Raw genomic sequence first — 24,146 nt, 5'->3', positions numbered from 1 at the left:
ACCTCCGCATCCATAGGAATCAGACTTCAGTCGAAAAGGGAATCCCAACGATTCACCCTATTCGCCCGACGCTCTAGCGCATTTCACCGCTTCGAGGAAACGGTGAACCGCTCTATCTCTTTGTTTTGGTTTTGAGGCAACTCCCAAGGGAAGGCGCGATGCGCTTTTCCCGGGAAAGCCGTTTCACGATTTTCCTGGAGTTGGACTCCCGTTTGACTGTATCGCCTTTAATGGATCGGCCTGGCGCCAATTGCCTACTCGGTCCTGATGCGCATTTCCACGCGGCGGTTGACAGGATCGTAAGGATTGGCGACGCGCGGATGCGATTTGCCAAGGCCGATTGCTTCGAGCCTGGTAGATTCCACGCCGTTCGCGGTCAGGAAGGCCGCCACCGACTGCGCCCTTCGCTGCGAAAGGTCCTGGTTATAGCGATCCGAGCCGGTTGCATCGGTATGACCTTCAACGACAAAGCTGAACGTTTTCAGCCGATTGTCCTTCAGCGCCTTGGCGAACTCGTCGAGTTCGGTGCGCGCGATCTGGTCGAGTTGCGCGGAATCAAGGGCGAAATTGATCATCATGTCGAGACCGGTTTTTTGTGAAGCCGAGCCAGTCTTCTCAGCCTTGCTCTTGCACTCTTCCTCCGTGCCGACGCAGATGCCGCGCGAGGCGCCCAGATTGCCTGGCTGGCCGGCGAAGAACTTCACGATGTCTTCCGACTTCTGAAGCGGATCGGCGCAGACATGCGTTGAAAGAAGCATGGCCGCCAATGCCAAGGCTGAACTGCCCCATCGCATGACCGTTACTCCTGTCCGAGAGGATTTCGCTGGCGCGTACCATATCAAATCGGCAAGCGATTGTCTGCGAACAAACGCGTGCTGCTCGTGGCTGCCGACCTGCCAACACTGACGCTTGACCGGCGCCCGGCCACAGGCTTCAGTGCTATTCCGCTGGCTTTCGGGGTGTGGCAGCCATGGCCAATGAACTCGGATACAGAACGGCACGGGATCTGTTTCTTGCTTGTCCCGCCATCGCCAGGGACATGAAATCGCTGGCCACCGGTCAGCCGCCGCTTGATTTTTGCCGTGCCCTGCTTGCCGGGCGGGTGCCGGAAGAAGCCGTCACGTTCTGCGCCTATCTCCTGCCCGAGCGAGCCGCCGTCTGGTGGGGACATGAATGCCTGAGCAATCTTGTTGAGCTCCTCGCGGAGCGGGATCTCGAATTGCTGGCGCTTGTCCACGACCGCGTCGGCGAACCCGACAATCCTCGCCATCAAGCTGCCCTGAGCAATGCCTTGGACCTGCCGCCGGCGACACCGGCCGCCTGGATCGCTTTGGCAGCGGTGTGGCGTGAGCCGACCCTCAACATGGTGTCGACCGGATTTCCTGCCGCCCATGCCGTCAATGCCGGAATTCTGGCCGGGCTGGCCCGCGCCTCGCTGGCGGACCGGTTTACCGTGCTTTCCGCCTTTGTCGAAATGGGCATCCAGATGGCGGAGATGGAGGCGTAACGGCTTTCGCCGATCCCTATTCGCCGTCATGCTGGCATCAGGCCAGCATCACCGGCAACCGCCTTGTGCCCATCTGGCCAGAGCGACCTTGAAGCGGGTACCGAGCGGATGCTGCAGGCGCAGGACCGAGACGTCGTTGGCGGCGAAATTCTTCGCCTGCTCGCACAATCTTGTTTCGTTCCACTCATGGCAGGTGTCGCAGTGCTTGCCTTCCCAAACCGACTTGTCGAGGCCTTCCACCGGACTGAAAAGTGGTTCGCTCCTGATCAACTGGGCGATGCTCTTGCCGTCGATCGCCGGGTCGCCGAACTTGACGGGACGATCGAAAAGAATCGGGCCGTCAGTCGCCAGCTTGGGGATTTTCGCGCGTAGAAGATCGAGCGCAAGCTGGTCGTCGGCCAGGCCTGACGACGCGCCGGTGTTGCGGGTTCCGGAGCCGGCTTCAGCCGGCGGAACGCTCGCCTCGCCGACGATCAGCGGCGCGTTGAAATCGACCTTGTGCAGGACAACCTCGGTGGTCAAAGAAACATTGATCCAGGGGCGTTGCTTGCCGGCGGTCGCCTTGAAGACGTCGCTGGTCACCCTGTTCATCGCTTCGGTGATGGAGACATTGGATTCTCCAATGTGCTGGAGCAATGCCGTCGTGAAGGGCGAATGGTCGCCGGAGCCATCATAGGCGAGTTGGTTGGGACTGGCCGCGAAGGCGACGAGCGTTCCCGCGCCGCCATTCTCGATCGGAATTTCCGCAAGCCCGCTGCTTGCACCTTTGATGCCCGCGGTCTTTGCCAGCACATCGGCCAAGGGATTGTCGCGGCATGCGTCCAGGAACACCAGCCTTATGCTGGTCTCACGAGACATCTGGCGCAGGATGAAATCGACAGACACGGTCTCAAAGTCGAGCGAGGTCTCGTCCTCGAGCGCGGCATCCACCGGAAGCAGATAGTTCTTGCCTGAAACCTGCAAGCCGTGGCCGGCATAGAAGAAAAGCGCCACATCGGCGCCGCGCACCTGCTTGGCGAACTGGGCGACCGTGGCCTGGGTCTGCTGCTTGGTGAGGTCGAAGCCGGAGATCACCTCGAAACCAAGGTTCTGCAAGCGCTCGGCCATCGCCTGGGCATCGCGCACGGGGTTGGCGAGCGGCGCGGCGTGCTGGTACTGCGAGTTGCCGAGCACGAGCGCGACCCGGCGCTCGGCGCTGGCGGCCGTCAAAGTCAAAAGCAAGACAAGGGCGGCAAGACCGGCGCCGCGAAGCAGGCCGGCGCAAAACGCGATTGGACGGGAGCCCACCCCGACCTCAGTTCGCGAGCTTCGTGGCGGAGAATTCGATCCGCCGATTGAGCGCCTTGTTCTTTGGCGTGTCGTTGGCGGCAACCGGCCTATCCTCGCCATAGCCGGCGGCACTGATCTGGCTGCGCGGCACGCCGTCGGCGACCAACGCATTGGCAACCGCCTGGGCGCGCCGTTCCGAAAGCGTTTTGTTTGCCTCGGGCGATCCATCGGAGTCGGTGTGGCCGGACACTTCGACCTTGAGCGTCGGACACTTGCCGACGACACCTTCGACCTCCGCCAGCAGCGGACGGCTCTTGGCATCGAGCCTGACGCTTGCCGGGCGAAAGTAGATGGCGCCGGTGCGCGACAGCACGGCAAACCGGTTGAGGCACTCCTCATCGCTGAAATTGGTCTTCGCGGCATCGGTGGCCACCGGACCGATATCGGCGCCAGCAGCGACGGTCTGAACCGCGGCCGGCTTGCTGCCGTCGGCAATGAAGACGAAGTCAAAGGACACCGAGGCGGTGGGCACTATGTTCGTCACATTGGCGGCCTGCTGCAGCTTGTCGACGTTCGGCAGCAGGCCGAAGTCCTCGACATGCACCGCGACGGGAGCCTCGGAAGCAACGGAGACCTGAGTGTCGCTGATCATGGTCACGACGACGCTCGCCTCCAGGTCCTTGTCGACACCGTGCAGGCTCAGCCGGAATGGCAAGGTTGCCTTGATCCGGCGTTTGACCGGCAAGTCGGCAAATGCGGCCGGGTCCACCTTGGCCGTCAGCTCGGCCGTCGGATACTTGAATGTCTCGAAGAACAGGAAGCGCATGCGCACATTGCGGAGATCGACACCCGTGTCGACGGAATTGAGATCGAAGCTGATCTTGGCGTCACCGGCGGAACTCAGCGTGCCGGTGATGTTCCTGATCTTGTTGGTCTCGACGATCGTGTTCTTCTTGACCGACTGGTAGGTGAGCACCGAGGCGGCAGGATCGAGCGTCCAGTTCGCCGCGGCATTGGCAGCTTGCGGCCAGAACAGCAACAATCCGGCCATTGCGATGATAATGAGACCCGCGGCTTGCGCAGCAGCGCCTGCCTTCGTCCTCCGCCAGAATGCGACGACTTCGACCACGGAACGCCCCCTTGCCCAGGACAACCCAATATATCGATACCGGCATGCGATCGGAGCATAGAGCACTTGCCCTTGCTTGGCGAGCGGCTCTAGCCGTCGTGCGCGGTTGAAGACGCATGCCATGCAATCATCTGAGAGCGCGTCGCCATAGTCCGAGCGCGGCGATCAGCGAGTTCAGTGAAACTTGGTCATCCCCAGCCGCCACCGCCGCCGCCGCTATTTCCGCCGCTGTTGCCACCACTATTGCCGCCGCCTATGGCCGGTAAGACCGGGGGCGGAGATTCAGGTGTTTCCCCAACGGGCTTGATCAGTTTCTTGGCGACGACTGCCTTTGGCGCGGTCGTGCGAATGACCTTCGTCTTGTGTTTCGCCGTGGGGGTCGGCTCGGCTCTCGGCGTCACGGTCGTGCACCCCGCGACAGCCAGAGCGCCTGATAGGATCGTTGCGACGATTGCGTGTTTTTTCGATGCCCAGCCCACCTTATTGCCTCCACATTGATCAGAACAAGTCCCGCCGCGGGTTGGCTTGTTCCCAGACCGCCCTGGCCGTCTTCACCAGTCGATCGTCCAACGTGCCGTCCGCCGAAATCTTCGATTTGAGGTCCTCACGCATCCGCTTCAGAGCCGCCGTCTTGGCCTTGGCTCCGAACTTCGCCAGACTGGTCCTGGCATCCGGAATTTCGTTGCGGAGATCGAGCGCGGCGGCGAAAGCAAGATAGCGCACCGCCACGGCCTGGTCCGCCTTGTCACCCCTCCGCATCTCCAGAGCCGCGCGATCATACGCGGCCGACTGATCGCCGCGGTCGGTCGCCAGCTCGAATAACCTTTGCGCTTCTGCAAGATCCTGCTGCACGCCGACACCGTCTCTGTACATGCGCGCAAGGCTGCCGGGAGCGTACGGTTGGCCGAGATCCATGGATTTCTGGAAAAGCGAGAGTGCTGTCTTCGGGTCCTTCTCGACCCCCGTGCCGGCGAGATAATTGCGGCCGAGCAAGTTCATCGAATACATGTCCTGTCGCTCGACGCCAGCTTTGAGGAAGGCAACGGCGCGAGCTGGATCGGCAGGCACGCCATTGCGACCTTCCGTGAAGATCGCCGCAAGATCGTTCATGGCATAGGTGTGCCCCATCGCCGCCGCCTTCAACAGCAGGTCCAGCCCCTTGGTGCTGTCACGCTCGACACCGTAGCCGTTGAACAAGGCGCGGCCCCACGAGGTCATCCCATAGGGATCCCCCTTGTCGGACGCTGCAGCGTAGAAGGTATTGGCCTGCTTGCGATTGACGGGCATGCCCGTTCCCGTCGCGTTGAGGTAGCCAAGCTCGAACACCGCGCGGACGTGCCCCTTGTCGGCAGCCTCCTGGATCGCCTTCTTGGCCTCATCGACCTTGCCGACCGCAAGCAGCGCCCGACCGAGCTGGTAGCGGAAGCGAGCGACGTCCGGATAGGCTTTGACCGCCGCCCGGCAGACGTCGACGGCGTTGCTGCTGATTTCGTTCGGCAGCAGGCCGGGGACGACGCCCTGCAGGTCAAGAGGCTCACCGGCCTCCCTATCGCAGGGATCGACGGTTGGTGACAGCTTCATCGTCGCCGGCTTCGACGAAGCGTTGTCCGCCCTGATTTCAAAGCCGACTATCAGTGGTTTGACGGCGCCAATCTGGGGTTCGTAGCGCAGGTGGTCGACTTCATCGGCCATCAGGCGCGAATCCGGAGATAAGGTCCGATCCGGCAGGGACAGTGTCCCGGTTGCCGGGTAGCTCGCAAGTTTCAGGCTGACCGCGGGATCCGTGGTTGGGAAATCCAGCTTCAACGGAACCGGACCCACGCCGACGGGAACCTGTACGTCACGGTTTTCGATCGCTTCGGCGGCGCCGGTAATGTGAATGCCTCGTTCCACCACTTCCTGTTTCTGCTCGGACTCGATCGAGGCCATAAGTTGCCTGCCCTCGGCGCCCTCCCCATTCTTGACGCGGAACACCAGGATGCCCTGGGATTCGCCACCCCAATTGTCGCGTGTGGCATAGACCAGCATGTCGACTTCTTCCTGGGCGCCAGCACCCTTGGGCACGTCCATCTCCAATCGGGGAAGATCTTTGCCGGCGATCCACTCACCCGCCGCAACCGGCTTGCTATCCAAGATCAGACGCCCCAACGCCGGCGGTCTCTCGATGCTGACGGTGACCGCGCCGCCATCGACATCGACCGGCTCCGGGAGGTCGAGCGCGACAGGCCCAACGCCGGACGGCACGACCTTTTCCAGCACCGGCGGCAGTGCGGGCCGGCTGGTGCGACGCATAAGGACGACCTCGTCGATCAGCGATGAGTTTTCCCAAGGCACCTGCTTGCCAGCCGTAGCCTCGACCACATCACGGCGAACGGCCGCCATCACCGAGCGTATCTCCTGGTTCGGCGCCAGCGCGCGACGGGAGAAGGCGGAGGAAAAAGGACTGAGATCGCCACTTCCGTCATAAGCGACAGCACCGGGTTCGGTGGCGAAGGCTATAAGCGTGTTCAGCGAACTTTTCACCTGCGCAAGACCGGTGTCGCCGGCAGTGATCAGCTGGTCTCGCAACCAATAGTCCTTGCGTGGAAACGGATTGTTGCGGCAGGCGTCGAGGATGATCACCTGGATCTTCGATTTCGCGCGCAACTGCTGCAGCACATCGTTGAGCTTTACGGCCTGCACCTCAATGTCAGCCGCGTTCCTGAGCGATGCATCGACCGGGATCAGGAAATTTTCACCGCCGATCTGAAACCCATGGCCAGAATAGTACACGACCGCAAGATCAGCGCCGTCCGCCGCCGCAAGGTAGTTGCGGAACTGCTTTTCGAACTCAATTTTGGTGAGATCCTTAGCGACGAACACGTCGAATCCGGCCAGCCGGAAGGTGTTCGACACATCGTCGGCGTCCTTCTCCGGATTCTTCAGAGCCGGAATTTCGCGGTACTCGGAATTGCCGATGACAAGCGCAACCCTTCGATCGGCGCAAGCTTGGAACGCCGTGAAGCTCGCGAGGATCAGGGCCGCAATGAAAGCACAACATCGCAGCATGGCTCATCCTTAACTGCTAGTGACCTGTCGGGTCACAAGACACAGCTTGTGACGCCGCGGTCCGTTAAAGACTTCACATCCGCCGAAACGGCAAGGCACGAAAGGCATCCGCAATGGCTGGCAGATGCCGCACCCAATCAACTGTTAAAATAGCCCAGTGGCGTGGGTACCGCAATAAGCTGGGCGAATCGACGCCCGGACTGCAACGGCAAGCGCAATGAGATTTCGGCGGAGCTCGAGGACATGAAGATCATGTTCGACGGTATTCCGCTGGCCATTGAAGCTGGCGATCCGGCCCTGGCCGCGAAAGGATGGCTGCCAGCATGGAACACATCCACGGGAAACGCAGCTGGTGATTCCCAACGAAAAGGCACTTTTCGATTTTGGCGCGCCAAGAAAACGGTACCGTCAAAAAGACGTCAGAACGGTCCTTTTGCACGCGATCGTTCGCGATCGACGGGCGAAGATTTCTGCTTATTAAATCAGTCGTTTGTAGGGGTATTCCGATAGCACGCGATAGTGCGCGAAGGCCCCAAAATCATTCCCACTCGATCGTGCCTGGCGGCTTCGACGTCACGTCGTAGACGACGCGGTTGATGCCGCGGACCTCGTTGATGATGCGCGTGGCGGCGGCACCCAGGAAATTCATGTCGTAGTGGTAGAAATCGGCGGTCATGCCGTCGACCGACGTGACGGCGCGCAGGGCGCAGACGAATTCGTAGGTGCGCCCGTCGCCCATCACGCCAACGGTCTGCACCGGCAGCAGCACGGCGAAGGCCTGCCAGATGGCGTCGTAGAGGCCAGCCTTGCGGATTTCGTCGAGGTAGATGGCGTCGGCCTCGCGCAGGATCTCCAGCTTCTCGCGCGTGATGCCGCCCGGGCAGCGGATGGCGAGGCCGGGGCCGGGGAACGGATGGCGGCCGATGAAGCTTTCGGGCAGGCCGAGTTCCTTGCCCAGCGCCCTCACCTCGTCCTTGAACAGTTCGCGCAGCGGCTCGACCAGCTTCATGTTCATGCGCTCGGGCAGGCCGCCGACATTGTGGTGGGACTTGATGGTCACCGACGGACCGCCGGTGAAGGAGACGCTCTCGATGACGTCGGGATAGAGCGTGCCCTGCGCCAGGAAATCGGCGCCGCCCAGTTTCTGCGCCTCTTCCTCGAACACTTCGATGAACAGCCGGCCGATGGTCTTGCGCTTCTTCTCCGGATCGGCTTCGCCTTCCAGCGCCGAGATGAACTTGTCCGAGGCATCGACCAGGATCAGCGGCAGATTGTAATGCTGGCGGAACATCGAAACCACGCCCGCCGCCTCGTCCTTGCGCATCAGGCCGTGGTCGACGAGGATGCAGGTCAGCTGGTCGCCGACTGCCTCGTGGATCAGCAGCGCGGCGACCGAGGAGTCCACGCCGCCCGACAGCGCGCAGATGACCTTGCCCTTGCCGACCTGCTTGCGGATCGCCTCGACCGCGTGCTCACGATAGGCGCGCATTGTCCAGTCGCCCTCGATGCCGGCGATGTTATGGACGAAATTCCTGAGCAGCCTTGCACCGTCGGGCGTGTGCACCACCTCGGGGTGGAACATGATGCCATACATCCTGCGCTCGACATTGCCGAAGATGGCGAAGGGCGAGCTTTCCGACTTGCCGAAGACCTCGAAGCCCGGCGGCAGCGCAATGACACGGTCGCCATGGCTCATCCAGACCTGATGGCGCTGGCCGGTGGCCCACAGGCCCTCGAACAGCGGGCTATCCTTTTCGATCTCGACGAAGGCGCGGCCGAATTCACGGTGGTTGGAGCTTTCGGCGACACCGCCCATCTGCACGCACATCGCCATCTGGCCATAGCAGATGCCGAGCACCGGTACGCCGGCATCGAAGACGATCTGCGGCGCGCGCGGGCTGCCGATATCGCTGGTCGACGCAGGGCCGCCTGACAGGATCACGGCTTTCGGATTGATGCGCTTGAACGCCGCCTCGGCCGACTGGAACGGCACGATCTCGGAAAACACCCCCGCCTCGCGGATGCGGCGGGCAATGAGCTGCGTAAACTGGCTGCCGAAATCGACAATCAGGACGGTGTCGGGATGATTGGCTGTTGTCATGGCGAGCGTTTAGAGAAAGAAATGAGTCTGCGCAATGGGTTGCGTAGCCTGACGTTCAGAGCGGTCTCGGCTCGTCACGGGGCGAATCCGTCCGCAGCGTGCCCGACCCGATCGCCTGTTCGAGGCGCGTGACGGCGTCGGCCAGCTTCTCGTCGATGACATGGAGGTATTCGGTCCAGTCACCGACATGCCTGAGATCGACCGCGCCGTCGGAAATGCCGCGCAACCCGATCAAAGGCACATCGAACAGCTGGCAGGCGCGCAGGCAGGCGAAGGTTTCCATGTCGACCATGTCGGCCGCGATCGTGTCGTAGGCCGCGCCGGTGATGATCGCGCCACCGGTCGACAGCGTGGCCTCCTTTATCTCCGGGATGCGGAACGGCAGCGGCACGGTCACCGGCAGGTCGAGAAACGGCGTCGCGCCTTTCTCGAAACCGAGCGGCGACGCATCGATGTCGCGATAGCTGACGGAGATGGCCTGATAAATTTCCGTCTGTTCCAGGCTCCGGCTTCCCGCAGAACCCAGTGAAACCACCAGATCGGGCAGCGCCTTTTCCGACTTCAGCCAGGACAGTTCGGCGCCAAGCCTGACGCCGGCTTCAACCGGGCCGACACCCGTCATCAGTGGCGTGAACAACCGTTGCAAATGCGGCCCGTATTCGGCCTGTGCCGCCATGATGAAAAGGACGTCCTTGCCACCGATCCGCACAATGTTACCCATCGTATCACCCTGCAATCCCGTCGCGCCCAACCATCGTCATCATCGTCCCCGTCATGGTGGCGATCAGCTTGGCCTCGCCGTCGGCGGCGAAGGCATAGGCCTGGCCGTCGGCAACGATAATGGTGCGACCAGGCTTGGTCACCGAGCCACGGAAGAGAAAGCGCTCACCCCTGCCCGGCGCCAAAAGATTGACCTTGAACTCGATGGTCAGCACGCCGGAATTCTCCGGCATCAGCGAGAACGCTGCATAGCCGCAGGCCGAGTCCAGCGCGGTCGAAATGACACCCGCATGCAAGAACCCATGCTGCTGGGTCAGTGCTGCCGAATAGGGCATCTCGATCTCAATGATGCCAGGCGTCACAAGCGTCAGTTCGGCGCCGATGGTCGCCATCGCCTGCTGGCGCGCGAAGGACGCCCTGACGCGATCCTCATAGTCTGGAGCCGGTACGATCTTTGCCGCCATCACGATTGCCTTCAGGTTTGCCGGGAAACTTATCGCAGAGGCATGTGCGGCAAGCAAATGCTTTTGCTGCACTGCAGCATTAGGCCTCGGCCGAGCAGGGAAACTCCTTTCGGAATGAGGGCACTCCGTGCGGTTCAACTGGCCCTGCGCATGGCACAGAAATAGAATCCGTCAGTGCCGCTCAGCGCCGGCGACAGCGAAACATCCCCGCCAGCGCCGATCCGCGCGGCCGCCTCATGGCCTGGAAAACAGCTGTTCCAGAGCGCACGGTGATCGACCGGAGCAAAGCCGCTGTTGCGCTCGCGGAATGCCGCGACCTGTTGGCCATTCTCGTCGTCGAATACCGAACAGGTGATGTAGACCAGCAGGCCGCCGGGTTTGACATAGGCGCGTGCCGCGTCGAGGATCGCCGATTGCTCACCTTTGCGGGCGTCGAGCTGTCTTTGCGTCAGCCGCCATTTGGCATCGGGACGGCGCCGCCAGGTGCCGCTGCCGGTACAGGGCGCGTCGACCAGCACGATGTCCATATGGTTGGCGAGCGGAGCGAGTTCGGCCGGCTTGGTGACGACCTGCACATTGCGGTTTTCCGAGCGGCGGATGCGGTCGAAGATCGGCGCCAGCCGCGCTTTTTCGGCATCATGGGCAAAGATCTGTCCCCGATTTTCCATCGCGGCCGACAGCGCCAGCGTCTTGCCGCCGGCGCCGGCGCAGAAGTCGAGCACCTGCATGCCGGCCGTCGTGCCGGCAAGCGTGGCCGCGATTTGCGACCCCTCGTCCTGGACCTCGAACCAGCCTTTCTGGAAGGCCGGCTCGGCCTGCACGTTAGGGTGCCTGCCGTCGCCGTCGATGGGCGGGATTCGGATGCCCTGTGGCGCGATCCGTGCGGCGCTGGCCCCGGTCTGCGCCAGCTCGGCCAGCACTTTGGCGCGGTCGGCCTGCAGCGTGTTGACCCGGATGTCGAGCGGCGGGCGGGTGGCCAGCGCGGCGCCCTCCTCGACCCATGTCCCGCCGAAAGCCCGTTCGAAAAGCGGTTCGCACCAATCGGGTATGTCGGCGCGAACCGCGGGCGGCGCGTCGGCAAGCCTGCGCTGTGCGATTGCCTGGAGTTCCGTGGCGCTGAGCAGCGGCGGCGCGAACTTGTCGCCTTCGAGCACGGTGTTGAGTGATTGCGCCGTCTGGCCCCATTCGAGCAGCAGCGCCCCGAAGCCGATGGCACGCGGCGTATCTTCGCCGAGCAGCCAGCCGGCGGAGCGTTTGTGGCGCAGCGCGTCGTAGACGATGTTGCCGATCGCGGCGCGATCCCCGCCGCCAGCGAAACGGTGTGAGAGCCCCCAATCCTTCAGCGCATCGGCCACCGGCCGGTGACGCCGGCCAATGTCCTCCAGCACTTCGATGGCCGCAGCCAGCCGTCCGCCCAGTCGCATTCGTTATTCCATCAAATCGAGCACATTCATCTCTCGGCCTGCTCTTAGAGCCTTTCACGTCCGGATTGAACCCCGCTCCGACTCGCGACGAGGCAGCAGCCGGACCGTGGCCCGCCAGAACTGTATGATCAATAAATCATCCGGGTCGGCACCAGCAGAGCGACGAGTAAATGAAAGATCTCTAACGTTCGTAACTTGGTGAGCGCAAGCATCGTACATGGCGCAACAGCTCTGCTTTCCAAGTTTTTCGGTTGGGAATACTCTTCCAACCATGATTCGCGGCGCGGAAAACGCGGACCGGCGGATCGTCACGAGGAGAGGGCAATGAAGACTTATCTGGCGGAAGTTCTAGGCACATTTCTGTTGGTATTCATCGGCACGGCGTCGGTGGTGACGGGCGGCTTCGGCGGCGCGCTGCCTCTTGGTCAGGAAGGCATTGGCCTGGCATTCGGCATCGGTCTCATCGCGGCGGCCTATGCGATCGGTCCGATTTCGGGCGCGCATCTCAATCCGGCGGTGACGCTCGGCGTCTTCCTTGCCGGCTGGCTGCCGGCCAAGGACGTCATTCCCTACTGGATCGCGCAGATCATCGGCGCCATCATGGCTTCGCTGGCGTTGTGGATCATCGTTTCCGGCCAGGCCGGCGGCCACGGAGGCGGCTTCGGTGCCAATGGCTGGGATGAGGCGAAATGGGGCGTGAGCTCGGCATTCCTGTGGGAGCTGATCGGCACCTTCACCTTCGTCACGGTGATCCTCGGTGTTACCGCTGAAAAGCACTCGACGGCATTTGCCGGATTGGTCATCGGCCTGACGCTGGCGGGCATTCACTTCGCCATGATCCCGGTCACCGGGACCTCGGTCAATCCAGCCCGCTCCATCGGCCCGGCGCTGTTCTCGGGCGGTGCAGCGATCGGCCAGCTCTGGCTGTTCATCGTCGCGCCGCTGATCGGCGGCGCCGTCGCCGGCGTCGTGGCCAAGGCGCGTGTCTTCGAAAAGGATTGATCTCGAAGGCCTGAATGAAGAAAAGGCGCGGACCGTGGCCCGCGCCTTTTGTTGAGTGAATATCTGCCTGGATCAGCGCGCGATGTCGAAGCGGTCGGCGTTCATCACCTTGGTCCATGCCGCAACGAAATCTTGGACGAATTTCTGCCCGGCGTCTCCCGATCCATAAACCTCTGCCAGCGCACGCAGTTGCGCATGCGAACCGAAGATCAGGTCGGCACGGGTGCCGGTCCATTTGACCGCCTTGGTCTTGCGGTCGCGAGCCTCATACACCTCCTCCGAGCCTGGGACGGAGCCGACAGCCGGCTCCCAGACCGTGTTCATGCTGAGCAGATTGACGAAGAAGTCGTTGGTCAGCGTGCCCGGCCTGTCGGTGAACACGCCGTGCTTCGACTTGCCGGCATTGGCGCCGAGCACCCGCAGACCACCGACGAGCACCGTCAATTCCGGCGCCGTCAGCGCCAGCAACTGTGCCCGGTCAACCAGCATCGCTTCAACCGACATGGGCTGCTTGCCCCTGACATAGTTGCGGAAGCCGTCGACCTTCGGCTCGAGCGCGGCAAAGGAGTGCACGTCCGTCTGCTCCTGCGAGGCGTCCATGCGGCCGGGCGTGAACGGCACCTTCACCTCATGGCCGCCATCCTTGGCGGCTTTTTCGACCGCGGCGACGCCGCCAAGCACGATCAGGTCGGCGAGCGAGACCTTCTTGCCGCCGGCGTTGAATTCACTCTGGATGCCCTCAAGCTTGGCAAGCACCTTCGCCAGTTCAGCCGGCTGGTTGACGTCCCAGTCCTTCTGCGGCGCCAGGCGGATGCGGGCGCCGTTGGCGCCGCCGCGCTTGTCGGAATTGCGGAACGTGGAGGCCGAGGCCCAGGCGGTTGAGACCAACTCGGAAACCGACAGACCCGATGCAAGGATCTTCGCCTTCAGCGACGCAATGTCCTGCTCGCCGACCAGTTCATGATCGATCGCCGGAATCGGATCCTGCCAGATCAGTTCTTCCTTCGGCACCAACGGGCCGAGATAGCGCGCGACCGGACCCATGTCGCGATGGGTCAGCTTGAACCAGGCGCGGGCGAAGGCATCGGCGAACTGATCCGGATGCTCGTGGAAACGCCGCGAGATCTTCTCATAGGCCGGGTCGAAACGCAGCGCGAGGTCGGTGGTCAGCATCGCCGGCGCACGACGCTTGGAGGGATTATGCGCATCCGGCACCGTGCCGGCGCCGGCGCCGCCCTTCGGCGTCCACTGATGGGCACCGGCCGGGCTCTTCGTCAGTTCCCATTCGTAGTTGAAGAGGTTGTCGAAAAAGTTGTTGCTCCATTTGGTCGGCGTCGTGGTCCAGGTGACCTCGAGACCCGAAGTGATGGCGTCGCCGGCAATGCCGGTGGCATACTTGCTCGACCAGCCGAGGCCCTGCGCCTCGATGCCGGCGCCTTCCGGCTCTGCCCCCACCAGCGAGGCGTCGCCGGCGCCATGGGTCTTGCCGAAGGTGTGGCCACCGGCGATCAGCGCCACGGTTTCCTCGTCGTTCATCGCCATGCGGGCGAAGGTTTCCCTGATGTCGCGCGCCGCGGCCAGCGGATCGGGCTTGCCGTTCGGGCCTTCCGGATTGACGTAGATCAGGCCCATCTGTACGGCGCCGAGATGGCCCTGAAGCTCGCGGTCGCCGGAGTAGCGCTCGTCGCCGAGCCACTTGGTCTCCGAACCCCAGTCCACATCCTGTTCGGGCTCCCACACGTCGGCGCGCCCACCGGCAAAACCGAAAGTCTTGAAGCCCATCGATTCCAGCGCGACATTGCCGGTGAGGATCAACAGGTCAGCCCAGGAGATCTTGCGGCCATATTTCTGCTTGACCGGCCACAGCAGGCGGCGGGCCTTGTCGAGATTGGCGTTGTCCGGCCAGCTGTTGAGCGGCGCGAAACGCTGCTGGCCAGCTCCGGCTCCACCACGGCCGTCACCGATGCGATAGGTGCCTGCGCTGTGCCAGGCCATGCGAATAAACAAAGGGCCGTAATGGCCAAAGTCGGCCGGCCACCAATCCTGCGAATCCGTCATGACGTGGCGGAGATCCTTGATCACCGCATCGAGATCGAGGCTCTTGAATTCCTTTGCATAGTCGAAGTCCTCACCCATCGGGTCCGACAGGTTGGACTGCTGATGAAGAACGGCAAGATCGAGCTGGTTCGGCCACCAGTCACGGTTGGTCCTGCCGGCGGATCCATGCGCCACGGGGCATTTGCCAGCGCTGTTGTCGTCGGTTTTCGCGTCCATCTTATTCTCCAATTTTTGCCGAGGTTTCCCAGGCAGCCGAGGCCCACCATTCTGGAATGATTCCAGACTAGGCCGCATTCGCGATAAAAACAAATTGCCTTTCCTGTTCATTTCAATAGGATTTTCTTATGATAGGCTTGACCGTCCGGCAGATGCATTATTTCGACGCGTTGGCGCAGACGCTGCATTTCGGACGCGCGGCGAAACTCGCCGGCGTCAGCCAGCCGGCGCTCTCCTCGCAGATCGCGGAAATGGAGCAGCGCCTGAACTGCCGGCTGTTCGAACGCGGCGGCAGGTCGGTCCGCATGACCGACGAAGCGGTTGCGCTCTTGCCGCGCATCGAGCGCATCCTGGCCGACATACGTGACGTCGAGACGACGGCGCGGCACGGCCGCACGGCCATGGAGGGGCGTTTCCGGCTGGGTATCATCCCAACCGTCGCGCCCTATCTTCTGCCGCGGGCCCTGCCCGAACTGAAGAAGCATTTCCCGGCCTTGCTGCTCGAACTGCGCGAGGCGGTCACCACCTCTTTGGTCGAGGACACCGCATCGCGCAAGCTCGACGCCTTCATCGCGGCACTTCCGCTCGATCATCCTGGGCTGATCACCGAAGCGCTGTTTTCCGACCGGTTTTTCCTGGCCGTGCCATCAGGCGATCCGGCCTTTGCCTCGCCGCCGGTTCCGCTCGAAAGCCCGGCACTGGAGAGGCTGATGCTGCTCGAGGAAGGGCATTGCCTGCGTGAACAGGCGTTGGCGGTCTGCGGCAATGTGCGGCCGGTGGCGATGGCAAGCTATGGCGCTACCAGCCTGACCACGCTTCTGCAGATGGTGGCGCATGGGCTCGGCGTCACGCTCATTCCCGAAATGGCGGCTGGACCGGCCGGCGCCATCCCCGACCTCAAGATCGTGCCGTTTCAGGAGCCGATGCCGCAACGGATGATCTGCCTTGCCTGGCGGCGCAACAATACCCGCCACGGCGAATGCGTGGAACTCGCCAAGATCATCCGAAGCCTCGGCGCGGCGGTGCTGGCAGCCTGAGGAGCGGTCAGACCGGCCCTCACAAAACCCGGGACAGGAACTCGCGAGTGCGCGGCGATTGCGGGTTGGCGATCATCTCGCGCGGCGCGCCACGTTCGACGATCACACCACCGTCCATGAAGACGAGCTGATCGCCGATCTCGCGGGCAAAGCCGATCTCATGGGTGACAACGACCATCGTCATGCCGCTTTCGGCGAGATCGCGCATCACCTGCAGCACCTCGCCGACCAGTTCCGGATCGAGCGCCGATGTCGGCTCGTCGAAGAGCAGCACCTTCGGCTTCATGGCCATGGCGCGGGCGATCGCCACGCGCTGCTGCTGGCCGCCGGAAAGCTCCCGCGGATAGCGGTCGACCTTGTCGGCGAGGCCGACGCGCCGCAGCAGGACTTCCGCTTCGGCCTTGGCCTGGTCGGCCGGGATGCGCCGCACCTGCGTCGGCGCCTCGATCAGGTTCTCCATCACCGTCATGTGCGAGAACAGGTTGAAGGACTGGAACAGCATGCCGATTTCGGCCCGGCGCCGGCACAGGAGATCGTCCTTGACCTCGTAGAGCTTCTCGCCCTGGAGGTCGTAGCCGACGAACTGGCTGTCCACCAACAGAATGCCGGCGCTGAGCTTCTCCAGATGGTTGATGCAGCGCAGGAACGTGCTCTTGCCGGATCCCGACGGGCCGATGATGCAGGCCACCGATCCCTCGGAGACATCGAGGTCGACGCCCTTCAGCACCTCTAGCGGACCATAGGATTTTCGCACGCCGCGCGCGAACACCATGGAGTTGGCCGGCACGCCGAAGCGGGCACGATTTTCGGACTTCACATCACTCATCGGGCAACGCCGCGCAGGCTGATGGCGTTGCGCAGGGCGCGCATCGTCAGGGGATCTCGGCGCGTGTCGCTGCGGCCGAAATGGCGTTCGAGGAAATGCTGTCCCACCGACATGATGCTGACCACCGCGAGATACCAGAAGGCGACCACGATCAGCAGCGGGATCGTCTCGAAGGTGCGCGCATAGATGCTTTGCGCTGTGTAGAACAGGTCGTCGACGGCGATGAACGTCACCAGCGAGGTCATCTTCAGGAGATTGATCGCCTCATTGCCGATCGGCGGCAGCACGAAACGCATGGCTTGCGGCAGGGTGATGCGCTTCAGGATCATGCGGTAAGGCATGCCGAGCGCGCTCGCAGCCTCCGACTGGCCTGACGGCACCGATTTGATGCCGGCACGGATGATCTCGGCCATGTAACCGGCCTCGCAGAGCGAAAGCGCGACGACGGCGGAAAGGAATGGGGTCATGAAATCATTCGTGCGCACGGAGAAAAGCGTGCCCAGGAAAGGCAGGCTGAGCGAAATCTCGCGCACCAGCAGCGAGAGGTTGAACCAGAAGATCAGCTGGATCAGGGCCGGGACACCCCGGAAGAACCAGACATAGATGCCCGCGAAGCCACGCAGCACCGGACTCGGCGACACCCGCATGATGGCAATGACGGTGCCGACCACGATGCCCAGCACCATGATGATGACGGTCAGCATCAGCGTGTTGCCGAGACCGCGCATGATCGAGGGATGGAACAGGTAGCCGGCCGCCGTGCCCCAGGCGAAGGCGGGATTGCTAGCGAAGGCGCGGATGATCAGGAAGGCCAGCAGCAGGGCGAACGCCGTGCCTACCCAGATGCCGTAGCGGCGCTGCGGCACGACGGTCAATCGCGACACGGCAGCGGCAGCGCCCGGCTCGACACCAATATCGGTCTGGTGGGCCACGCCCATCAACAGTCTCCTGGTTGCTGGCCGGCGCCTGATTGAGGATCAGGCGCCGGGTAATTTTCATTCGGCGCGGAGCGCGTCCATGGACCCGACGAAGTAAGGTTCCTTGATGGCGTAGGCGCCCATGCCGTACTTCTCGAGGATAGCCTTGTAGGTGCCATTCTTGAACAGTTCGGCAAGTGCTGCCACCATCATGTCGGCGGTCTCCTTGTCGCCCTTGGCGATCGCCATGCCGAGGGGCGCAACCTCGTAAAGCGTCGGCAGCACCACCAGTTGCCCCTTGCTCGTCACCTCGAAATAGCTCGACGCGGTCGCATCGTCCATACGGGCGTCGACGCGATCGGACAGTACGGCCTGGACGATATCGGTCGAGGAGTTGAAGACAGACTTCTCGATGGCTGCCTGACCCTTGTCGGTGCACTCCTTGCCAAGCTTGTCGACCAGGAAATCCGAGGCGCTGCCGGCCGAGACGCCGATGCGCTTGCCGCAGAGCGGGGTGTCGCCGCTGAAGCTCGCCTTCTTGTCGGGCGACGTCGAGACGGCCAGCCCAGCCTTCAGGAACATGACGAAATCGACCTGCTTCAACCGCTCGGGCGTGGCCGAGAACGTCTCCCAGGCGATCTTGAAGCGGCCGGCGGCAAGCCCGGGTATCATGGAAGGAAACGGCGTGCGCTGCACGTCGAGCTTGGCGTCGACGAGCTTGGCCACCTCGCCGGCCAGTTCGATGATGATGCCGGTCTGCTTGCCGTCGGCATCGAGATATTCGAACGGCGCGAAGTCCAGCGTGTTGGCGACGGCAAGCGTTCCGCTCTGCTTGACGTCGGCCGATTTCGGCACGTCGGCGGCCTTGGAAATCCCACCCCAGGCTGTCACGGAGATCGCCAGCGCAAGGCCGGTCATTCGCAGATATGCATTCATTGCTGTTCCCCTTTCTTTTGCTTGTTTGCAGTCTTCATCAGGCAAAACCACGCAAAGTCCGGGCCGGTCTCCGTTCGGAACCGGCCCGGGCTCGGCATTCGCTTACGCGTTGGCCGCTTCCGCCGCCTTCTTCTTGCGGTAATGGTAATTCTTGTCGATGCGCTCCATCAGGTAGTCACCGTAGAGCACCGGCTCGTATTTCGGCTGCGTGCCGGCCGGCACGCAGACCGGCAGCGCCTCGATCGTCTCGTCCATGGACGGATCGAAGAAGAAGGGCTGCGAATAACGCTCGCGTCCCGAGCGGTTGATGACGCGGTGCGGCGTCGAGACGAACTGGTCGTTCGACCAGCGCGCCAGGATGTCGCCGACATTCATGACGAAGGAATCCGGGACCGGCGGTGCAGGCACCCAGTCGCCGGCCTTGTTCTTGACCTCGAGGCCGCCGACATCGTCCTGCGCCAGCAAGGTGATGAAACCATAATCGGTGTGCGGCGCCGAACCGAAGAGCCCCTCTTCCTGCGGCTGCGTCGGATAATGCAGCAGCCGCAGGAAGGTCGTCGGCTGCTCGAAATAGCGGTCGAGGCTGTCGGAGGGCAATCCGAGCGAGAGCGCGATGGCGCGGACCATCTTGCGCGCCAGCGTGCCCATCTCGTCGACATAGCGCTCGATCGTCTGCCTGAAGCCCGCAACGGCAGCCTCGTCCGGCCACTGGTTGGGGCCTTGCAGCGGCTTTTCGGCCAGGGCCCTGGGGTCTTCGGCGCCGACCTCGTGCATGAAGAAGATCGATTCGCTCTGGTTGGGCTTGCTGACGGTCGCCACCGACGAGGTCACGATGGTCGAGCCGGCAAAGGGCAGGTAGCCGCGGAAATTCTTGTCGATCTTAAGCTTCGCCTTTTCCTCTTCAGGCAAGGCAAAGAAGCGCTTGCTGGCTTCGCGGACGGCTTCGACGTCGGCGCGCGGAATCGGATGGCCGGTGACATAGAGGAAGCCGATCGTCTCGAGATAGCGGCGCAGCGTCGCCGCCGTTGCCCGGATCGCGCCCTCGTCGTCGCCATAGAGCGGCGAAACGTCGAGGATCGGAATTTCGGAAAAATCGCCGCGCTCTTGTGCATCCATTTTCGAACACCCTGCCTTGAACATAAGATACAGTACTGTATTTCTACACATCCGAGCGGCCTCATCAATAGGCTTTCGATCGCAAAAGGAAGGACGCGGCATCATGGCACCACGCAAGATCATCATCGACACCGATCCGGGCCAGGACGACGCGTTCGCCATCCTCTTCGCGCTGGGATCCCCGTCCGAGCTCGAGGTGGTCGGCATCACCACGGTCGGCGGCAACGTGCCGCTTGCCCTGACGTCGAAGAACGCGCTGAAGGTGGTCGAGCTTGCCGGGCGACCGGATGTGCCGGTCCATGCCGGATGCCCGGCGCCGATGGTGCGCAAGCTGATCACGGCCGAATACGTCCATGGCGAAACCGGTCTCGACGGTGCCGACCTGCCCGAACCGGTGACGCCGCTCAAGAGCGAACACGCCGTCAACTACATGGTGCGCACGATCATGGATGCGGCGGAGGGGGAACTGACCGTCTGCACGCTCGGGCCGATGACCAACCTTGCCATGGCCATGACCATGGAGCCGAGGATCGTGCCGCGCCTGCGCGAAGTCGTGCTGATGGGCGGCGGCTTCTTCCAGGGCGGCAACGCAACGCCCGCGGCGGAATTCAACATATTCGTCGATCCGCATGCGGCGCACAAGGTGTTCGACAGCGGCGCGCCGGTGACCATGGCGGGCATAGACTGCACCTACACCGCGCTTATGACGCCCGAGTGGCTGGAGCGCCTGCGCGCAACCGGCAGTCGCGCCGCGATCGAGGCCGCGAACCTCGCGGACTTCTACCGCCAGTATGGCACCCACAAATTCGAAACGCCGGCGCGCCCCATCCACGACGCCTGCGTCACCGGCTATCTGCTGGCGCCGCAGCTCTATGAGCAGCGCCAGTGCGCGGTGACTGTCGACATCGTCTCGCCGGAGACGATCGGCATGACCGTGGTCGATTGGTGGCACGTGACCGGCCGGCGCAGAAACTGCAACGTCCTGCGGCGCATCGATCCGGCGCCGTTCTTCGAGCTCATGCTGGAGCGGATCAGCGCATTACCCTGAGCTAAGAGCCTTGTTTCTGTGCAATTCCGGACAGAAAACCACTTTTCCTGGAATTGCTTTGGCCTTCCGCGATAGATGGACTCCTGGAGAATCGCGAAGCGCATCGAAGCCGGCGAACGGGTTGGAGGCGTCGCGCATGGCGATGAAGGTCTTGACCACATGAAAGCGGACAGCGCCCCGGCAAGAGGCAAGAGACCGTCCAAGGCCGCCCCGGGTCAGAAGGTGGCGCGGCAGACGCTCAGCCGCGAGGCCTGGATCGCGGCGGCGCGCAAGGTGCTGGAGAAGCGCGGCATCGCAGAGGTCAAGATTGATCGCCTTGCGCACCAGTTCAAGGTGACGCGCGGCTCCTTCTACTTCCACTTCGCCAGCTTGGCCGATCTTCGCGACGGCCTGCTGCAGGAATGGCGCGATATCAATTGCGCGCCCTTCTGGGCCATGCGCGACATGCACGATATCGATGGCCTGCAGTTCTTCACCGACATCGTGCATGTCTGGGTGGATGAAGCGCCGTTCAGCCCATTGCTGGATCTGGCGGTGCGCGACTGGTCGCGAACGTCGAAGAAGCTGACGCAGGAAGTCAAGGACATGGACAACCTGCGCATCGAACTCCTGATCCGCTCGTTCCGCGCCATGGGCTATCCCCCGGATGAAAGCCTGGTCAGGGCCCGCATCACCTATTTCCACCAGATCGGCCAGTACGCGCTGTCCTTCAAGGAAGACCCGGCGGTGCGCAGGAGCTACCAGCCGCTGTTCGGTGAAGTGCTGCTCGGACCGCTTGTGCAGGAGCCCGGGACAGCGCCACGGCCGTCGGAGATGAGGGGCGGACGGCGGTAGGGAGGCGGCTTTCGGGTAAGGAACGACCAAAGACGCCTTCGTGAGGCGATAATGGCGGGGCGGCTTTGTGCCTCATCGATGGATTGCGCTGACCACCGGGACGCTGTGGACTGATGGTCTTATCGGTATCGGCTGAGCCGCGGATCTGTGCTAGGCAGCTGCCCAACCAATCAGAGGACGACACCCGTGAGCGAATTGACCGTGGCCGAGGCGACCGAAAGTATCTACGCTTCACTGCGAGCGGACAATGCCGATATCGACGCACATATAGCGACGCTCAAGGCAGCGCTGACACGGGAGGGGATAAAGCAGGCAGTGTTCGATCCGACCAGGTTGGCGCAGAACAACCGCTCGGGTCGCAAGTTGATGCAGGCTTATTTTCGGCAGCGCGGAGTGAGCGTGAAGTTTTCGGACTAGCAGAACCGGGCGCGGGCGACCTCAAGAGCAAGGCTGGGATGCTCGGCCCTTGGCTTAGAGCGCAGGCATCATCTGAAGATTGCCCCTTTTACGCCGTCTTCTGCGTCACCAGGCCCAGTTCTTCCACCATAGCCTGGCGCATCAGGAATTTTTGCGGCTTGCCGGTCACCGTCATCGGCAATTCGGTGCGGAAGCGGATGTGGCGCGGCACCTTGTAGTGGGCGATCTGGTCGGCGCAGAAGGCCTTGATCTCCTGCTCGGTGGCGATCTGGCCGGGTTTCAGCACGATCCAGGCGCACAGCTCCTCGCCATATTTGGCGTCGGGAATGCCGAACACCTGCACTTCCCGCACCTTGGGATGGCGGTAGAGGAATTCCTCGACCTCCCGTGGGTAGACGTTCTCGCCGCCACGGATGACCATGTCCTTGACCCGGCCGACGATGTTGCAATAGCCCTCTGCGTCTATTGTTGCGAGGTCGCCGGTGTGCATCCAGCCGTCGCTGTCGATCGCCTCGCGGGTCTTGGCCTCGTCGTCCCAATAGCCCTTCATCACCGAATAGCCGCGCGTGCACAATTCGCCCGGCGCCCCGACCGCAACGGTGACGCCATCGGCATCGACGGCCTTGACCTCGACATGGGGTTGGACGCGCCCGACGGTGGAGACGCGCTTTTCCAGCGGATCGTCGACGCCGCTCTGGAACGACACCGGACTGGTCTCGGTCATGCCGTAGGCGATGGTCACCTCCGACATGTGCATCAGCGACACCACCTTCTTCATCACCTCGATCGGACATGGCGAACCGGCCATGATGCCGGTGCGCAGGCTGGTAAGATCGAATGTGTCGAAATCCGCGTGGTCGAGCATGCCGACGAACATGGTCGGCACGCCATAAAGGCCGGTGCAGCGCTCCTGCGAAACGGCATTCAGCGTCAGGCCGGGATCGAAGCCCTCGCTCGGGAAAACCATGGTCGCGCCCTTGGAGACACAGCCCATCGTGCCCATCGACATGCCGAAGCAATGATAGAGCGGCACCGGGATGCAGAGCCGGTCGTCGACGGTGAGCTTGATCGCCGAGGTGACGAAGTTGCCATTGTTGACGATGTTCGAATGGGTGAGCGTCGCGCCCTTGGGTGCGCCCGTCGTGCCTGAGGTGAACTGGATGTTGATCGCCTCGTTCGGCTTCAGCCCCTCGGAGATGCGGTCGAGGCTGTCATGCTCATCCCGGCCGGCCATGGCCAGCACGTCGCCGAAATTGAACATGCCTGGCGAATTGTCCTCGCCCATGCGGATGACGATCTTCAGTGACGGTAGTTTCGTTGCCTCGAGTTTGCCCAGCGTGGCCGTTGCGATCTCCGGCGCCAGCGTCTCAATCATGCCGAGATAGTCCGACGTCTTGAAGCTGGCGGCGGTGACGAGCGCCTTGCAGCCGACCTTGTTGAGCGCATATTCCAGCTCGATCAGCCGGTAGGCCGGGTTGATGTTGACCAGGATCAGGCCGATGCGGGCGGTGGCGAATTGCGTCACCAGCCATTCCCAACGGTTGGGCGACCAGATGCCGACGCGGTCGCCCCTTTCCAGGCCCAGCGCCAGGAAGCCGGCGGCCAGCGCATCCACCGTGTCCGACAGTTCGCTCCAGGTGAAGCGCTTGTCCTGGCCGACAAAGACGGCGGCATCGAGCGTGCCATATTTGCTGACGGTATCGGAGAAAAGCTCAGGGATGGTTTTGTCGAGCAGCGGTACCTTGCGCTCGCCCGAGACATGCGCCTTGCCGTCGACGGGTGCGATAAAGACGCTGCCGGTGCGCGCACCGCGTCCGCGCAGATTGGTGGCGTTCTTCAGTTCGTCAAGATTGACCGGCATCGCTGTGTCCTCCAGCTCAGTGCCGAGCCTATCAGCCTGCCGGGACGGTGGAAACTGGGTATTCCCAACCCTTGAGGGGAGGGTGGACAGCCGCCGAAGGCGGATGGACGGGTGGGGTCCTTGCGGCGGTGCTCGACGCGAGACGATCCCACCCGCCTCGCTTCGCTCGGCACCCTTCCCTCAAGGGGGCTAGCGTGCGCACACATCTGCTTCGGA

Annotated in this window: 21 protein-coding genes; 7 read left to right on the top strand and 14 right to left on the bottom strand. The window is 62.8% G+C overall.

What is annotated here, in order from left to right; all coding sequences use genetic code 11:
- Positions 1–254: 254 nt before the first annotated feature.
- Positions 255–758 carry an OmpA family protein gene (locus tag FJ938_RS27785; protein ID WP_140608431.1) on the bottom strand — a complete coding sequence of 168 codons (504 nt, stop codon included), beginning with the start codon at positions 756–758 and terminating at the stop codon, positions 255–257.
- Between the two features lie 212 nt (positions 759–970).
- On the opposite strand from FJ938_RS27785, the gene FJ938_RS27780 reads away from it, so the two are divergent.
- Positions 971–1,507 carry a hypothetical protein gene (locus FJ938_RS27780; protein ID WP_246671450.1) on the top strand — a complete coding sequence of 179 codons (537 nt, stop codon included), beginning with the start codon at positions 971–973 and terminating at the stop codon, positions 1,505–1,507.
- A gap of 48 nt (positions 1,508–1,555) precedes the next feature.
- On the opposite strand, the gene FJ938_RS27775 is transcribed toward FJ938_RS27780, so the two are convergent.
- The 3 genes from FJ938_RS27775 to FJ938_RS27760 all read right to left on the bottom strand — a co-directional run bounded on the left by FJ938_RS27775 (position 1,556) and on the right by FJ938_RS27760 (position 6,953).
- A complete protein-coding gene (locus FJ938_RS27775; RefSeq protein WP_140608427.1) occupies positions 1,556–2,794 on the bottom strand; it encodes a caspase domain-containing protein in 1,239 nt (412 codons plus the stop codon).
- 7 nt (positions 2,795–2,801) lie between these two features.
- The gene (locus tag FJ938_RS27770; RefSeq protein WP_181169202.1) at positions 2,802–3,905 is read right to left on the bottom strand and encodes an OmpA family protein; all 1,104 of its coding nucleotides are present in this window, start codon (positions 3,903–3,905) and stop codon (positions 2,802–2,804) included.
- Positions 3,906–4,403: 498 nt separating this feature from the next.
- Positions 4,404–6,953, bottom strand: a complete 2,550-nt coding sequence (locus FJ938_RS27760; RefSeq protein WP_140699508.1) for a caspase family protein — start codon at positions 6,951–6,953, stop codon at positions 4,404–4,406.
- Positions 6,954–7,196: 243 nt separating this feature from the next.
- Here FJ938_RS27760 and FJ938_RS27755 point away from each other — a divergent pair, with 243 nt between their 5' ends.
- Positions 7,197–7,463 (top strand): hypothetical protein, encoded by a 267-nt coding sequence (locus FJ938_RS27755; RefSeq protein ID WP_140699506.1) that lies wholly within the window; start codon positions 7,197–7,199, stop codon positions 7,461–7,463.
- A gap of 28 nt (positions 7,464–7,491) precedes the next feature.
- Here FJ938_RS27755 and guaA read toward each other — a convergent pair whose 3' ends face one another.
- From guaA to FJ938_RS27735, 4 genes are all read right to left on the bottom strand, one after another.
- Entirely contained in the window at positions 7,492–9,054 is a 1,563-nt protein-coding gene (gene guaA, locus FJ938_RS27750) for a glutamine-hydrolyzing GMP synthase (protein WP_140608419.1), read from the bottom strand.
- 55 nt (positions 9,055–9,109) lie between these two features.
- Positions 9,110–9,775 carry a 5'-methylthioadenosine/S-adenosylhomocysteine nucleosidase gene (locus FJ938_RS27745; protein ID WP_140699503.1) on the bottom strand — a complete coding sequence of 222 codons (666 nt, stop codon included), beginning with the start codon at positions 9,773–9,775 and terminating at the stop codon, positions 9,110–9,112.
- 4 nt (positions 9,776–9,779) lie between these two features.
- The gene (locus tag FJ938_RS27740; RefSeq protein WP_027146613.1) at positions 9,780–10,238 is read right to left on the bottom strand and encodes a PaaI family thioesterase; all 459 of its coding nucleotides are present in this window, start codon (positions 10,236–10,238) and stop codon (positions 9,780–9,782) included.
- A 134-nt stretch (positions 10,239–10,372) separates the two neighbouring features.
- The gene (locus tag FJ938_RS27735; RefSeq protein ID WP_140699500.1) at positions 10,373–11,662 is read right to left on the bottom strand and encodes an RsmB/NOP family class I SAM-dependent RNA methyltransferase; all 1,290 of its coding nucleotides are present in this window, start codon (positions 11,660–11,662) and stop codon (positions 10,373–10,375) included.
- 324 nt (positions 11,663–11,986) lie between these two features.
- On the opposite strand from FJ938_RS27735, the gene FJ938_RS27730 reads away from it, so the two are divergent.
- Positions 11,987–12,664, top strand: a complete 678-nt coding sequence (locus tag FJ938_RS27730) for an MIP family channel protein (protein ID WP_140699498.1) — start codon at positions 11,987–11,989, stop codon at positions 12,662–12,664.
- A gap of 72 nt (positions 12,665–12,736) precedes the next feature.
- On the opposite strand, the gene katG is transcribed toward FJ938_RS27730, so the two are convergent.
- Positions 12,737–14,938: a catalase/peroxidase HPI gene (gene katG / locus FJ938_RS27725; RefSeq protein WP_140613468.1), complete on the bottom strand. Its 2,202-nt coding sequence runs from the start codon at positions 14,936–14,938 to the stop codon at positions 12,737–12,739.
- A gap of 128 nt (positions 14,939–15,066) precedes the next feature.
- On the opposite strand from katG, the gene FJ938_RS27720 reads away from it, so the two are divergent.
- On the top strand, positions 15,067–15,975 hold the full coding sequence (locus tag FJ938_RS27720) for a hydrogen peroxide-inducible genes activator (protein ID WP_140699494.1): 909 nt from the start codon (positions 15,067–15,069) through the stop codon (positions 15,973–15,975).
- Between the two features lie 19 nt (positions 15,976–15,994).
- Here FJ938_RS27720 and FJ938_RS27715 read toward each other — a convergent pair whose 3' ends face one another.
- The 4 genes from FJ938_RS27715 to FJ938_RS27700 all read right to left on the bottom strand — a co-directional run bounded on the left by FJ938_RS27715 (position 15,995) and on the right by FJ938_RS27700 (position 19,770).
- On the bottom strand, positions 15,995–16,801 hold the full coding sequence (locus FJ938_RS27715) for an amino acid ABC transporter ATP-binding protein (RefSeq protein WP_140699492.1): 807 nt from the start codon (positions 16,799–16,801) through the stop codon (positions 15,995–15,997).
- A complete protein-coding gene (locus FJ938_RS27710; RefSeq protein WP_140699489.1) occupies positions 16,798–17,739 on the bottom strand; it encodes an amino acid ABC transporter permease in 942 nt (313 codons plus the stop codon). The genes FJ938_RS27715 and FJ938_RS27710 overlap by 4 nt, the downstream gene beginning before the upstream one ends.
- Positions 17,740–17,796: 57 nt before the next feature.
- Positions 17,797–18,654: an ABC transporter substrate-binding protein gene (locus tag FJ938_RS27705; RefSeq protein WP_140699486.1), complete on the bottom strand. Its 858-nt coding sequence runs from the start codon at positions 18,652–18,654 to the stop codon at positions 17,797–17,799.
- Between the two features lie 102 nt (positions 18,655–18,756).
- On the bottom strand, positions 18,757–19,770 hold the full coding sequence (locus FJ938_RS27700; RefSeq protein ID WP_140699483.1) for a 2OG-Fe(II) oxygenase family protein: 1,014 nt from the start codon (positions 19,768–19,770) through the stop codon (positions 18,757–18,759).
- Positions 19,771–19,873: 103 nt separating this feature from the next.
- Here FJ938_RS27700 and FJ938_RS27695 point away from each other — a divergent pair, with 103 nt between their 5' ends.
- The 3 genes from FJ938_RS27695 to FJ938_RS27685 all read left to right on the top strand — a co-directional run bounded on the left by FJ938_RS27695 (position 19,874) and on the right by FJ938_RS27685 (position 22,069).
- Positions 19,874–20,818 carry a nucleoside hydrolase gene (locus FJ938_RS27695; protein ID WP_140699480.1) on the top strand — a complete coding sequence of 315 codons (945 nt, stop codon included), beginning with the start codon at positions 19,874–19,876 and terminating at the stop codon, positions 20,816–20,818.
- Between the two features lie 159 nt (positions 20,819–20,977).
- Positions 20,978–21,652, top strand: coding sequence for a TetR/AcrR family transcriptional regulator (locus FJ938_RS27690; RefSeq protein WP_140699515.1), 675 nt, complete (start codon positions 20,978–20,980; stop codon positions 21,650–21,652).
- A gap of 186 nt (positions 21,653–21,838) precedes the next feature.
- Complete coding sequence (locus FJ938_RS27685; protein WP_140613476.1) at positions 21,839–22,069, top strand: hypothetical protein; 231 nt, start codon at positions 21,839–21,841, stop codon at positions 22,067–22,069.
- Positions 22,070–22,157: 88 nt separating this feature from the next.
- Here FJ938_RS27685 and FJ938_RS27680 read toward each other — a convergent pair whose 3' ends face one another.
- Positions 22,158–23,930 (bottom strand): AMP-binding protein, encoded by a 1,773-nt coding sequence (locus tag FJ938_RS27680; RefSeq protein ID WP_140699477.1) that lies wholly within the window; start codon positions 23,928–23,930, stop codon positions 22,158–22,160.
- Positions 23,931–24,146 lie beyond the last annotated feature (216 nt).

The sequence above is a fragment of the Mesorhizobium sp. B2-4-14 genome (assembly GCF_006442155.1).
In the GTDB taxonomy this organism is placed as follows: Bacteria; Pseudomonadota; Alphaproteobacteria; order Rhizobiales; family Rhizobiaceae; genus Mesorhizobium.
Note: the sequence above shows the minus strand (reverse complement) of the source record. Positions and strands in the feature narration are given on the sequence as shown.